This window comes from Sandaracinobacteroides hominis, from assembly GCF_016464365.1.
Classification (GTDB): Bacteria; Pseudomonadota; Alphaproteobacteria; order Sphingomonadales; family Sphingomonadaceae; genus Sandaracinobacteroides; species Sandaracinobacteroides hominis.
Genome location: NZ_JADCUC010000001.1, coordinates 62081 through 75768, shown reverse-complemented (window position 1 = coordinate 75768; position 13688 = coordinate 62081). Strand labels below are relative to the sequence as shown.

At 67.1% G+C, this 13688-nt stretch carries 9 protein-coding genes; 3 read left to right on the top strand and 6 right to left on the bottom strand.

Features of this window, described 5'->3' with window-relative positions:
- The first annotated feature begins 110 nt into the window (after positions 1-110).
- Positions 111-464, top strand: coding sequence for a DUF423 domain-containing protein (locus IM784_RS00355; protein WP_199553328.1), 354 nt, complete (start codon positions 111-113; stop codon positions 462-464).
- Positions 465-698: 234 nt separating this feature from the next.
- Here IM784_RS00355 and secA read toward each other — a convergent pair whose 3' ends face one another.
- Positions 699-3494 carry a preprotein translocase subunit SecA gene (secA, locus tag IM784_RS00350; protein ID WP_199553327.1) on the bottom strand — a complete coding sequence of 932 codons (2796 nt, stop codon included), beginning with the start codon at positions 3492-3494 and terminating at the stop codon, positions 699-701.
- 181 nt (positions 3495-3675) lie between these two features.
- Positions 3676-4305: a PEPxxWA-CTERM sorting domain-containing protein gene (locus IM784_RS00345; RefSeq protein WP_199553326.1), complete on the bottom strand. Its 630-nt coding sequence runs from the start codon at positions 4303-4305 to the stop codon at positions 3676-3678.
- Between the two features lie 141 nt (positions 4306-4446).
- Between IM784_RS00345 and argJ the strand changes: the two genes are divergently transcribed.
- Positions 4447-5670 (top strand): bifunctional glutamate N-acetyltransferase/amino-acid acetyltransferase ArgJ, encoded by a 1224-nt coding sequence (argJ, locus tag IM784_RS00340; RefSeq protein WP_199553325.1) that lies wholly within the window; start codon positions 4447-4449, stop codon positions 5668-5670.
- A gap of 6 nt (positions 5671-5676) precedes the next feature.
- Here the strand turns inward: argJ and IM784_RS00335 are convergent, their stop codons facing one another.
- Positions 5677-6000 carry a DUF4440 domain-containing protein gene (locus IM784_RS00335; protein ID WP_199553324.1) on the bottom strand — a complete coding sequence of 108 codons (324 nt, stop codon included), beginning with the start codon at positions 5998-6000 and terminating at the stop codon, positions 5677-5679.
- A gap of 90 nt (positions 6001-6090) precedes the next feature.
- On the opposite strand from IM784_RS00335, the gene IM784_RS00330 reads away from it, so the two are divergent.
- Positions 6091-7002: a glutathione S-transferase family protein gene (locus IM784_RS00330; protein ID WP_199553323.1), complete on the top strand. Its 912-nt coding sequence runs from the start codon at positions 6091-6093 to the stop codon at positions 7000-7002.
- On the opposite strand, the gene trxA is transcribed toward IM784_RS00330, so the two are convergent.
- Genes trxA through addB form a run of 3 tightly spaced genes read right to left on the bottom strand, consistent with a single transcriptional unit; the run spans position 6999 to position 13688 of the window.
- Positions 6999-7319 (bottom strand): thioredoxin, encoded by a 321-nt coding sequence (gene trxA / locus IM784_RS00325; protein WP_199553322.1) that lies wholly within the window; start codon positions 7317-7319, stop codon positions 6999-7001. The two genes, IM784_RS00330 and trxA, sit on opposite strands and share 4 nt — an antisense overlap.
- A 40-nt stretch (positions 7320-7359) precedes the next feature.
- Entirely contained in the window at positions 7360-10770 is a 3411-nt protein-coding gene (gene addA / locus IM784_RS00320; RefSeq protein WP_199553321.1) for a double-strand break repair helicase AddA, read from the bottom strand.
- On the bottom strand, positions 10767-13688 hold the full coding sequence (gene addB / locus IM784_RS00315; RefSeq protein ID WP_199553320.1) for a double-strand break repair protein AddB: 2922 nt from the start codon (positions 13686-13688) through the stop codon (positions 10767-10769). Before addB ends, addA begins: the two co-directional genes overlap by 4 nt.

The following is a 13688-nucleotide window of genomic DNA, read 5'->3' as shown; positions in this document are numbered from 1 at the left end:
CCGTCCCCTGCCATCACGCCTGAACCACATCTCTGTTCACCAGCTGCAAAAGCGCGCGTCAATCCAATGGTGGGTTGTTGCAATCATTTCGGAGCATTAGCGTTTGTCGCATGTCCAGAACCCTCCCCGTCGTCGCGGCGCTGAGTGCGCTTTCCGCTATCGTTCTGGGGGCATTTGGAGCGCATGCAATCAGCGATCCACAGGCGAAGAGGTGGATAGAGACGGCGGTGCTGTTCCAGTTGCCGCATGCGGTTGCTGTGTTTGCGTTGCTGGGGTGGCGGGATGTGCGGGGTGTGCGGCTGGGGGCCTGGGCGTTGCTGGCGGGCAGCCTGTTGTTTGCCGGGTCGCTGCACGCGCTGGCGCTGGGGCTGCCGCGCGGGATGGCGGCGCTGGCACCCGTGGGTGGGGTTTTGATGATGCTGGGGTGGGGGTGGATTGCTGTTGTGGCGCTGCGGGGGCGGTGATTTTGGGGGTTCTAACTGGACGGAAGGCGCTGGTGTAGAAGGCCGTCGGCCTGGCCGCCGAGTCCGGCTGGGGTAAAAATGGGCAGGAAGGAAGGGTCCGGCTAAGCCGGACTCGTCAGACGGGTTCGGTGGCCTAATGGCCACCGCCCGCCGCCTGCCCCTGCGAATGCAGGGGGCCGGGCTTACGCGGAGTCGCGTGTTGGCGCCTTGCGCTAAACGTCGCTCCGCTGGCTGCTAGGCAGCCAGCCCGTGGCAGTGCTTGAACTTCTTACCTGAGCCGCATGGGCAAAGCGTGTTGCGCGCCACCGTGCGCTGCCAGCTTTCCGGGTCTTCGGGGATGAAGTCCGGGCCGAACAGGTGGGCGACCGATTGCGCGGCATCGACTTCGTCGGTGGAAAGCGGATCGCCCATCGCGAACATGCCCGGCGCGGAAACGGCGAACTGGTCAGACGGCAGCGGCTGAAGGTCGGCAGCGAACGGGTCGGCGCCCGATGCGCCCGGCATCATCTTCAGAAAGTCGGGCAGATCGGGCAGCGGCATCGCCTCGGGCGCGCGGAACTCGGCGAAGGCGAGCATGCGGGTCACATCCTCGCGCACATTACGCAGCATCCGCTCGAACAGCTGGAAGGCTTCGGCCTTATACTCGTTGATCGGCTGCTTCTGCGCATAGGCGCGCAGGTGGACGACCTGACGCAGCGCGTCGAGCGTCGCCAGATGCTCTTTCCAGTGGTGGTCGAGGCTTTGCAGCAGGAAGTTCTTTTCGACCTGCAGCCAGCTTTCCTCAGGGATATTGGCCTGCTTTGCGGCCATGTTCTGATCGATGAGGGTATTGATGCGCTCGACGAAGATTTCCTGATCGACCGCTTCTTCCTTCACCCAGTCGGCGATCGGGAGGTCTAGGTTCAGCTGGTTGAGGGCCGCTTCGCGCAGGCCTTCCACATCCCACTGATCGGGGTAGCTGCCCGCGGGGGCGAACTGCTCAACCATGTCGGCGACGCTGTCCTGGCGGAATTCCAGCACGATGTCGGAGATCTTGTCGGCGTCCATCACGTCGGCGCGCTGCTCGTAGACCACCTTGCGCTGATCGTTCATCACGTCGTCGTACTGGAGCAGCTGCTTGCGGATGTCGTAGTTGCGCGCTTCGACCTTCTTCTGCGCGGTCTCGATGGCCTTGGAGATCCACGGGTGGACGATGGCCTCACCGTCGTCGAGGCCCGAGTTCATCACCCGCGTCAGCATGTTCTGCTGGCCGAAGATGCGCAGCAGATCGTCGTCGAGGCTGAGATAAAAACGGCTGAGGCCGGGGTCGCCCTGACGGCCGGAGCGGCCGCGCAGCTGGTTGTCGATCCGGCGGCTTTCGTGGCGTTCGGTGCCCAGCACGAACAGGCCGCCGGCTTCGCGCACCTTGTCGCGCTCGGCTGCCACCTCAGCCTTGATGTCGGCGATCCGGGCGTCGCGCTCGGGGCCTTCCTCAAGCCCGGCAAGCTCGTCGTCGATACGGAATTCCACGTTGCCGCCGAGCTGGATGTCGGTGCCGCGGCCGGCCATGTTGGTGGCGATGGTGACGGCGCCCAGACGGCCAGCCTGCGCCACGATATGGGCTTCGCTTTCGTGAAAGCGGGCGTTCAGCACGCTGTGCTCCACGCCTTCGCGGCGGAGGAATTCCGAGAGGGTTTCCGATTTCTCGATAGACACGGTGCCGACGAGCACCGGCTGCCCGAGTGCGGACTTTTCCTTCACCGTCTTGACGATGGCGGCGAACTTGTCGGCCTCGTTCTTGTAGAATTCGTCCTGATTGTCGATCCGGCGGACCGGCAGGTTGGTGGGTATCTCGATGACGTTGAGCTTGTAGATATCGTAGAATTCCGGCGCTTCGGTGAGCGCCGTACCGGTCATCCCCGAGAGCTTGGGGTAGAGGCGGAAATAGTTCTGGAAGGTGATCGAGGCGAGCGTCTGGTTCTCGGGCTGGATGTTGACGCCCTCTTTCGCTTCTACCGCCTGGTGCAGGCCGTCGGACCAGCGGCGGCCGTCCATCATGCGGCCGGTGAATTCGTCGATGATGACGACCTTGCCGTCGCGGACGATATAGTCCGTATCAAGGCGGAACATGTGCACGGCGCGGAGCGCCTGGTTCAGGTGGTGCACGACTTGGGTGTTCTCAAAATCGTAGAGATTCTCGCCATGCAGATGGCCGGCTGCCTCTAGGGCGCGCTCGGCGAATTCGGTGCCCTCTTCGGTGAGGATGATGGACTTGCCCTTTTCATCCTTCTCATAATGTTCGGGGCGGAGCGTCTTCACCACCTGGTCGACGGCAATATAGAGCTCGCTCTTGTCGTCGGTGGGGCCGGAGATGATGAGCGGGGTGCGGGCTTCGTCGATGAGGATCGAATCGACTTCGTCGACGATGGCGAAATTGAAGGCGCGCTGCACCATCTGCGAGCGCTCGTACTTCATGTTGTCGCGCAGATAGTCGAAGCCGAACTCGTTGTTGGTGCCGTAGGTGACATCGGCTTCATAGGCCTGGCGGCGCTCGACATCGTGCATGTTGGGCAGGATCGCGCCGACGCTGAGGCCGAGCCAGCGGTGGACGCGGCCCATCCATTCGCTGTCGCGCTTGGCCAGATAGTCGTTGACGGTGACGACGTGCACGCCCTTGCCCTCGAGGGCGTTCAGGTAGGTGGCGGTGGTTGCGACCAGCGTTTTCCCTTCGCCCGTGCGCATTTCGGCGATTTCGCCGCGATGCAAAACGATGCCGCCGATCAGCTGCACGTCGAAGTGGCGCATGCCCAGCACGCGTTTCGAGGCTTCGCGGACGGTGGCGAAGGCTTCCGGGAGGAGGCTGTCCAGCTTTTCGCCGTTGGCGAGGCGCTCGCGGAAGAGGTCGGTCTGGGCCTTCAGCTCCTCGTCGGTCATGGCTTCGAACTTGGGTTCGATGGCGTTGACCGAGCGGACGAGCGGAGCGAGCGACTTCACATAGCGGTCGTTGGACGAGCCGAAGATGGCCTTGGCGACCTTGTTCAAGCCAAGCATGAATAGCCTTCACGTAAAACGGGGCGGGCCGCAGCCGGTGGGCAGCAGCGCCAACGGGGGTCAAATAGGTATGGGCGACGATAGCGTCAATTGCGGCGCGCGGGAGAGTTTTGCATTAACGAATAGCGGCGGGCCTTCCGGGGAAGGCCCGCCGCTGCTTGTGGCTGTGCTTTACGGCTGCTTATGCAGCGATCATGCGGCGTCGGCGCATCGCGCTACCCACCATGCCAAAGCCCATGATCATCATCGCCCAAGTGGCGGCTTCCGGCACGGCTCCGGCGAAGCGCACTTCGGAAAGACCGGTCCAGGGCTGCGCTTCGTTGGTGGGAAGATCGCGGTCCTGGTTGCTGAGCAGGTCGAACTTCACATAGCGGGCGGTGCCGGACAGGGCGACGACTTCAGCCGGGATCGGCAGGCCGGTGCCGCGCCGCAGTTCGGTGGTGAGGATCGAGGTGAAGCCGACGCCGTCCATCGAGATGGAGATTTCGAGGTCCTTCACGCCGCGGCCCAGACTGGTACCCCAGCCGAAGTCCTGGTTGTAGTTCCAGATGCTGGTGCTGGTGAGGTGCACCGTCTGGCCGAGATCGAAGACGAGCCAGTGGGGGATCTGGTCCCACGTGCTCTGCCACATGTTATTGAACTGGCCGTCGTGCAGCTTGCCGGACATCCCGCTGCCGTTGATGAGGTTGGCGACCGGGTAGAAATCGTTGAAGGTGTCGGATGCAGTGACGGCGACCGGGGTGATGACGGCAGCAGTGGCCGGTGCAGCGAAAGCTGCGGCGACGGCGGCGACGAGAATCAAGCGTGACATCAGTGTCTCCCTGTTTGCGATGGAGCGCATGTGGGGGAGGCAGATTTCGATCTGGTTACAGATTGTTTAGGAGTTTTTTACATCTGGCCGACGGCTTGTTGCACCCTTTCGCCGTGGCGAATGCCCGGCTAAGCGACGCCGATGGATATGTCCCCCCTTGCCCGCCCCTTCCCAGTCCTGCCTGAAGTTGCCGGCGTGCGCCGCGGTGTTGCGACCGCCGGATACAAGAACTGGGTTCGCGCCGATGTGACGCTGCTGGCGTTTGAAGCCGGGACCACGGTGGCGGGCGTTACCACGCAATCGAAATGCCCCTCGCCCGAAGTGGAGCTGTGCCGCCGGCATCTGCCCGGTGGGATGGCGCGCGGGCTGGTGGTGAATGCCGGGAACAGCAACGCCTTTACCGGCATGCGCGGCGCGGAAGCCTGCGCGCGCCAGGTGGCGGAAGCGGCGCGACTGTTGGGCTGTGCGCCGGGCGACGTATTTGCCGCATCGACCGGGGTGATCGGTGTGCCGCTGCCGGCGGAGAAGGCCGAGGCCGGAGTCGGGGCGGCGCATGCGGCGCTGGGCCGGGCAAGCTGGCTGGACGTGACGAAAGCGATCGGCACGACCGACACCTTCCCCAAGGCAGCCAGCCGCGAAGCCATCGTCGGCGGGGTGAAGGTGACGCTGGTGGGCTTCATCAAGGGCTCCGGCATGATCGCGCCCGATATGGCGACAATGCTGGGTTTCATCCTGACCGATGCGGCCGTTGCGGCGCCGTTGCTGCAGCAGATGCTGGCCTCGGCGAATGCGCGGACATTTTCCTGCATCACTGTTGATGGCGACACGTCGACCTCGGATACCGTGCTGGCCTTTGCGACCGGAGCTGCAGGGAACGGGATGCTGCGGGTGCAGACGGATGCGGGGGCGGATGCGTTCGCGGCGGCGCTGCACGATCTCTGCCGCGAGCTTGCGCAACTGGTGGTGAGGGACGGCGAAGGCGCCTCGCGCTTTGTGGAAATCCGCGTTTCAGGCGCGGTTTCCGATGCAAGCGCGCACCGGGTGGCGATGAGCATCGCCAATTCGCCGCTGGTGAAGACGGCGATAGCCGGCGGCGACGCCAATTGGGGCCGGGTGGTGATGGCTGTGGGCAAGGCCGGCGAACCGGCCGAGCGCGACCTGCTCTCCATCCGCTTCGGCGGCGTCGAGGTCGCAGCCGGCGGCATGGTGGTGGCCGGATATGACGAAGCGCCGGTGGCGGCGCATCTGGCCGGCCAGGAAGTCGATATCGCTGTCGACCTGGGGCTGGGAGACGGCCGCGCGACGGTTTGGACGAGCGACCTGACGCATGGCTATATCTCGATAAATGCCGATTATCGCAGCTGACCCGCCCTATTTCGCCGGGCCGGCCGGCTGGTGGGCGATGCTGAAGACGCGGGCGAGACGCCAGTTCCTGCCGTCATAGGCCCATAGCTGGATGAAGCGGGCGCGGCCGACCAGCTGCTCCGGGCCGTCGCCCCTGCGTTCGAAGAAGATGTGTTCGCCTTCCTCGATGGCGCCGTAACCGGGGACCGGGTTCACCTTCAGCGTTGCGCCAACCAGTTCGCGACGCGAGCGCCAGGCATCCGGCGCCTTTCGCGCGGCGCAGCTTTTTGCATATCCCTGAACGAAGCTCTTCGCGCCGCCGGCAACCTTGCCGTCGCGGTCGTGATACATGCGGCACGACGATTGCGGCCGCTGCCGCGATAAGGGCCTGAAACATAGACCAGCTATCGCGCTGCTGCGCGAAGCGTGCAGGCATGCCGCATGACGACGATCATCCTGCACCATTATCCGACCTCTCCCTGGGCCGAGGCTGTGCGTCTGGCGCTGGGGCTGAAGAAGCTGGAGTGGGGATCGGTGACAGCCCCGGTAGTGATGCCCAAGCCAGAACTTGCCGTCCTGACGGGCGGCTATGCGCGGATACCGGTGCTGCAATCGGGGGCGGATATTTTCTGCGACAGTGCGGCCGCGATGGATGCGCTGGAGACGCTGCACCCGGAGCCGAGCCTGTATCCGGCGCCACTGGGGCAAGGGCATCGGCTGCTGGCGGCGCAGGCGGGTGGCGCGACATTCTTTGCGGCGGTCGGGTCGGCGCTGGGGAACCTGCCGATTGGCGGCAACGAGGAATTCTGGGCTGACCGGGAAAAGCGCTTCGGCATGAAGGAGCCGGCTTTCCGGGCGATGGCGCCGCATCTGGCGACGCAATTCCGTGCCTATCTGGGGCTGCTGGAAGCAACCTTGTCGGACGGGCGGAGTTTTCTGGGGGGCGATGCCGCCGGGCACGGCGACCTCGCCAACTACCAGCTGATCTGGTTTCAGGATTTCGCTGGCCCCGGAAGCGTGGCGGCGATCATCCAGGCGCGGCCGCAACTGGGGGCATGGCTGCAGCGCGTGGAAGCGCTGGGACATGGCACGCCGCGAGACATGCGCAGTGAGGAGGCGATTGCCGTGGCGCGCGATGCGGAGCCGACGGTGCGCGGTATTGTCGATCCGGCGAGCGGCTTTTCAGCCGGGCAGCAGGTGCTGGTTTCGCAGGAAGCGTCGAAGGACGCGCCGACCGAAGGCCGGCTGGCGGTGCTGACCGACCGCCGCATCAGCCTGCTGCGCGACCATCCCGCGGTGGGGACGGTCGCGGTGCATTTCCCGCGTGCGGGGCAGGTCGTGATGCCAGCTTAAAGCGCTTCCTGGACCCAGCTTTTCAGGGCCGACTTCGGAGCCGCGCCGAGCTTGGAGGCAACGACTTCGCCGCCCTTGAAGATGAGCATGGTGGGAATCGAGCGGACGTTGAATTTCGACGCCCATTCCGGATCGTCGTCGATGTTCACCTTGGCGATCGTCAGCTGACCGGATAGCTCATCGGCGATTTCCTCGAGAGCCGGGCCGATCATGCGGCAGGGACCGCACCATTCCGCCCAGAAATCCACGAGCACGGGGGTTTCGCTGCCCAGCACATCGGCCTCGAACGAGGCATCGGTCACTTTCACGGTTGCCACATCAATCTCCTTTGAAAGCAGACATAGACCTGTGCGCCGCTCATTCAAGCGGCAGCAGGCCTTCCATCAGCTTGGGGGGCAGCAAGAGGAACTTTGGGCCTGCGGTGTAGAGCAGCGCAGCCTCGACACTGCGGCCGGGGAAGGCGCGCTGGAGGACTGCCGTGTAGGCGGCCATCTGGCGGCGGTGAGGAAGCGGGATTTCCTGCGGTGAGGCGGGGATACGGAGCCCCGTCTTGAAATCGACGATCAGGACACGCGTTTCCTCGACGAGGAGGCGGTCGACAGTGCCGAGGATGGCCTGATCGTTGACGAGAGCTGCGACCGGGGCTTCGGCGAGACTGGAGGGGCCGAAGAGCGCGGCGTAGGCGGGGTCCCCAAGGACGGCCAGTACTTCGTCGGCTATGCGGTCCGGATGCGCGGCGCCCTGCGCGGTGAGCCAGGCGATGGCACGGGCGCGGCGTTCGGCCGGCGGGACTTGCGGCAGCCGCTCGAAAAGCTTGTGGACAAGGCTGCCGCGCTGGGCGGCGGCGCGCATGGCGGCGGCTGCCGGGCCTTCGGGTGGTTCGTCGGGCATGGCGGACGGGGTGAGCGGGCGGGACGGGCGTTCGATCGGTGGGGCCGGCGTGATGAGGATTTCGTGGATCTCGTGCTGCGTGGATTCGGCTTCAACAGTGGTCGTTTCAGGGACGGGCACGGTCCATTCGCCGCGGCGGATGCGCAGGGCCTCCTTGCCGAACAGCACGATGCGTTCGGGCTCCAGCGCCTCCATCGCCGGGCGGATGCGGTTGTGCCAGCTGGTGTCCTTTTCGGTTCCCAGATGCTTGTAGGCTGCGGCGCCGACTGCGCCGCCGATATAGAGGTGATCGGCCGCGCGGGTGAGGCCGACGTAGAGGAGGCGGAGATCCTCCTGTGCTTCGCGGGCGTCGATTTCGGCAAGCAGATCCTTGATCTTCTGCGGGTTTTCCTTTGCCGATGGGTGGAACAGCGGTACCTTCGGCGCGCCGTCGAGGGAGACGGGGACATGGCCGCTCCGGTCCTCGCGGCGCTTGTGGGCGCTGTCTGCCAACACCACGACAGGTGCCTCCAGCCCCTTGGAGCCGTGGATCGTCATCAGTCGCACCTGCCCGCGCGGCGCCTCGCTGTCGCGCTTCACATCGGAGCCCTCGGCCTCGATCCACGCTAGGAAGGCGGCGAGCGCGGGCGGGTGACGGGCTTCGAAGGCGAGCGCCTGCAGCAGCAATTCGTCGAGGGGGTCGTTTGCCTCTGGCCCTAGGCGGGCCACGAGGCGGCGACGGCCCGAGAGTGGGCCGGACAGGATGGTGTCGAGAAAGGCATAGGGGCCACCGAAATCTGCGAGCGCGAGGACTGCCGAGAGGAAGGCGCGGGCCTGTTGGGCCTGGGGGTCGGAGGATGCGCCCAGCTTTGCCCAGATGCCGGGCTTGCCGTTGGAAAGGCGGCGCAGCTGTTCGTGGTCCCAGCCGAGGAAGGGAGAGACGAGGAGCGTTGCCAGCGTCAGGTCGTCCTCGGGCTGGACTGCGAAGCGGACGAGCGCGAGGCAATCGAGGACGGCGAGCGGCTCGGTGAGGAGCAGGCGATCGACGCCGGCGACCGGCACACCGGCTTCGTGCAGACGGCCGACGAGGGCGGCCATCAGCCAGCTGCGCTTGCGCAGCAGGACAAGGATATCCTGCGGTTCCGCCCAACGGCTTTTCGCCGGGAGCCAGAGGCGGTTGGGGCTGCTGCGGTCGAGCCAGCCGGCGATCTCGGCGGCGAGATGTTTCGCCATCAGGCGGTCAGCGGCTTCGCTGTTGTCCTCGATGTCGTCGCCTTCTTCGCCCTCCGGCGTGAGGACGGGCCAGAGCACGACTTCTCCCGGGGCCGTCGCCCGGTAGGGCTGGTGCGGTGGCGGGGCGGCCGGCAGCCCCAGCGCGCTGGCGGTGGCCGATTCCAGAAAGGCATTGACGAGATCGAGCACGGCCGGGCCGGAGCGGAAGCTGAGATCGAGATCGACGGGTTGCAACGGCCGGCCGGAGGTGGCGGCAGCCGGAGAAATGCGGGCGGCTTCCGCCTGAAAGACCTTCGGGTCGGTGCCCTGGAAGCCGTAGATCGCCTGCTTGTAGTCGCCGACGACGAACAGGCTGCGGCGGCGCCCTGATTCCCTTTCGGCAAAGGGGTCGAAGAAGTCCTCGATGATGCGGCCGATGATCGCCCATTGCCGCTGGTTGGTGTCCTGCGCTTCGTCGACGAGAACGTGGTCGAAGCGGCTGTCGAGCTTCCAGGCGACATAGGAGGGGATGCCATCCGGCCCGAGCAGGCGGGCGGTTTCGGCGATCATGTCGTCGAAATCGATGGCGACCTGCGCGCGTTTCAGACGGGCATAGCGCTGGACGACGCGGTGGCCGGCGCGCAGCGTGCGGGCGGCGAGTTCGGCGGCGGCAATGCGCTTGTCGAGATCGGCCAGCAGCAGCAGGTCGGCAGCGATGTCGTCGATGGTGCCGCGAAGGGATGGGGTCTTCTTGACGGCATGCTGGTGTTTTTTTGGTTCGCCCTCCTGCGTGAGGACGAGCTTCCAAAGGTCAGAGAAGGTTGCGACGCGGGTTGCGGTGTCTCCGGCGAGCCATGTGCGGGCGGCGGCGGCGTCTTTCTGGCCGGTGGCTGTTCCCCATGCCTCCATGCCTTCGGCCAGTTCCGCGAGCCTTGCATCATCGTGGACGGCGGGATCGAGGGCTTCGGCGAGGCGTTCGCCGGGCCGCTCCGTTGCGCCCACACCCAGCCAGCGGCGGATGGCTGGTTCGAAGCCGTCTTCACTGGTGAAGGCGGCGACCCCTTCGGAATGGGCGATCATGCGGTCGAGGATGCGCATCACTCCGCCCTCGCCCTTCAGGATGGAGAGCTGGGCGAGATCGTCGAGGTAGCGCTGGTCGCCTGCGGATTGCGCCTGCGCGATGACTTCATTGAGCGCCTGCCGGCGGAGCTGGGTGGCGTCGCGTTCCTCCAGCGCGCGGAAGCCCGGTTGCAGGCCGGCCTCTACCGGGAAGGCGGCGAGCAACCCCTGCGCGAAGCTGTGCAGGGTCTGTACGCGCAAGCCGCCGGGAACGTCGAGGGCGTGGGCGAAGAGGGTGCGGGCGCGGCGACGGAGCGCGTCGGTGGGGGTGAGGCCGAGGACTGCGAGTTCGGCGTTGAGGTCCGCATCGTCCAGTGTCTGCCATTGCCCGAGCCGCTTGGTGAGGCGGTTCTGCATCTCGGCTGCCGCCGCCTTGGTGAAGGTGAGCGCGAGGATGCGATCGGGCGGGCTGCCGGCGAGCAGCAGACGCAGCATGCGGTCGGTGAGGACATGGGTCTTGCCCGTGCCGGCAGACGCCGCGACCCAGACATGGCGCGCGGGGTCCGCCGCGATCAGCTGGCTTTCGGTGCGGTTCAGCACCTGCTTCTCGCCTGCCTGCTTGCTCATCTGCCGAGCCATTCGGCGACGCGGGCGAGATGGTCATAGTCGCGGAAGCGGCGACCGTGCACCAAGTGGGTTTTCGCCGTGAAAGGGCGATCTCCCAGCAGATATTGGGCGGCCAGTTCCTGAAAATCGCGCCAGGCCTCGGAGATATGCTCGGGAACCGGTTTCGCGTCCTTGCCGGTGCCGAGGGCGGCGCGCAGCCTACCGGGATCGACGCCGCCGGAAAGTTTCACATAGTCGAGCGCGGCGACCGGCGTGGCAGGGATGCCTTCGAAGGCGCCTGCCTGAAGCATGGCGCCCAGCAGGCCAAGCTGCGTTTCCCAGAGGCCGGCGACGTCGCCCACCGACGGGAGCGCGCCGGTCTTGTAGTCGAGGATGCGCAGGGCTTCCTGGCCGTTTTTGCTCTTATCGATGCGGTCGGCCCGGCCGTTCAGGGTGATGCCGTTCCAGAGGAGGCTGGCCTTTACCTCCGGGGCGAGCGGCTGCCACTGTTCGTCGGCGTCGATTGCCTCGACGACGAAATCGATCATCCGCTCGACGCGCGGCCGCCAGAGGGCTTCAAGCTCGGGGCGGTCGCCGAGCTTTGCCAGTTGCGCGGTGAGGATGGGGGCAAGTTCACCGCCTGTGGTCAGCCATTGCTCCAGGATGTTGTGGACGGCCTGTCCGCGCTCGCCGCCGGTGGGCTCGGCGTCGCGCGGATCGAGCGGCTTCAGACCGAGCATGTGGCGGGCGTAGAAGGCGAAGGGATCGGCCTTCAGCATGGCGACTTCGGTGACTCGGATTCGGCGCGGGCGGTCGGCGGCCGGGGGTTGCGGCGCGGGTTGCGGGATGGGCGGGCTTTGCGTCGGGTTGTCGAGGCTGCAGGCGACGGCGAGGAGGGCTGCCGCCGAAGGGGAGAGCCGGCCATCGTCGGGCGTGCTGCCGGCGGCAGCGGCGAGGCGTTGCCAGAAGCGGGAGGGGACCGAAGGTGCGCTGCCTTCGCGGGCGGCCCGGGTGAGAAGTACTTCGCGGGCGCCGAGACCGGAGACGAAGTCATGCGCCTGCAGGCCGGTGCGGCGGGCAAGGCCGGGGAGGCCCAGCGCGCGGCGGATGGCCGGCGCGAGGAAGGGATCCGGAGCGGGCGTGCCGGGCCAGACGCCTTCGTTGAGGCCGCCCATGATGAGCAGGTCCGCCGATTGCAGCCGGGCTTCGAGCGGGCCCCAGATGGCGAGTTGCGGGTGCTTAGAAGCGCGCGGACGGACGGTTTCGCCGGACATCAGCGCGGTGGCGAAGGCGGCGGCGTCTGCAGCTTCGATGGGAAGGCTGGCGAGGTCGGCGCGGGAGGCTTCTAGCGCTTCGAACAGGCGGGCGAGGGTGCGGCCACCCTCCCCAGCCCAAAGCGCATCACCGGCGAGGGCGTGGGCGACGGCGCGGAGCTGGTCGACGAGAGCTTCGGCGTTGGCGGGGATTCGGTCGAGCGGGGCGATCAGCGGCGCGGCTTCTTCGGCCCACCAGTCTCTGAGATCGGGGGCGGCCTTGTTGTAGGCGAGGCGCCGGGAAATGCCTTCGAGCCCGGGCGGCGGGCGCAGACCGTGCAGGGCGGCAAGATCGAGGCTGCGGACCCGGTTCAGCCAGTGCAGGCGGTCCGCGCCGGCACGGACGAGCGGATGTTGCAGCAGGGCGAGGAGCGGGACGGGCGCGAAGCGTTCGCCGGCCGCGGCGGCGATGGCGACGAGCAGGCTGCCGGGCGGGCTGACGGCTAGCGGCGTGCCGGCGGAGTCGTCGATGTCGATGCCGAAGCGCTTCAGCTGGACGGTCACGCGCCGCGCGAGCGCGCGGTCCGGGGTGACGAGAGCGGCGGTGGTGCCCGGACGCTCGGCGACCTGCCGGAGCGCGAGGGCGATCACGAGCGCTTCCTCGGCGGAATTGGCTGTTTCGACGAGGCGCAGGCCGGCTAGCGCCTCGGGGGCGGCGGGCTCGCTGCGTTCGCCACTGAGTTCGGGGGGCTGCATCGCGCGGCCGGCCAGCGCGGCGCGGGCGGGGCTGCTGCCGGGGAGCGGCGACTGGTGCGGCCAGGGCTCGACCTCCAGCGGCGAGACATCGGCCCTGCGCAGCAGCTGGGCCATGCCGAACTGCGGATGGGTTTCGAGGCCGGGTTCGCTGTCGGAGCCGTGTATCATCTCCCAGGTGTCGGCGTCGAGGCCGGTATCGAAGCCGGGGAGGATGAGGCCGCAGCCGGGGCTGCGCACGAGGACGCGGGCGAGGCGGGCGAGCGCGGGCGGGGCGCTGGCGAAACCGGCGAGGAAGACCGGGTGCGCCGGCGGGGCGGCGGCATAGCGGGCGGTGAGCGCTGCCAGTTGCAGGTTGCGGCGGGCGCTGGAGTCCATGACACCGCGTTCGGCCAACAGTTCCGGCCAGAAGCGCATCAGCGCTTCGAGAATGCGGGCATTTTTCTGCCAATGGCCCTGCAGTTCGCCTTCCGGGACTGCCTCGGCGATGTCGGCGGCGCGGCGGCCTTCGATTTCGAGCGCGTCGAGCGTGGCGGCGAGTTGGTTGGCGAGCGCGAGGGCTTCGGCAGCGGCGAGATCGAAGGGGCCGGCGAGAATTTTTGCCAGGGCGAGGCGGCGGGCGTGCGGGGCGACGGGGGGCAGCGCTTCGGCGGGACCTTCCAGTGTTTCGGCGAAGGCGCCCGGAGACTGATCGGAGAAATCGTCGCTCTCCACGTCTCCCACCGGGGCGAGGCGGGGCAGCAGCAGCGCCTTGCCTTCGGACTGGCGGACGAAGGCATCGCCCAGCGCGCGGACGGCGCGGCGGGTGGGGAGCAGAATGTGCACGCGGGCGAGATCAAGTGGATCGGGGTGGCGGGCGATGAGGCCGGCGGCAAGGTCGTCGGCGAACGGCCGCCAGCCGGGGATGGTGGTGAGGCCGGGTCTGGAGCTCAC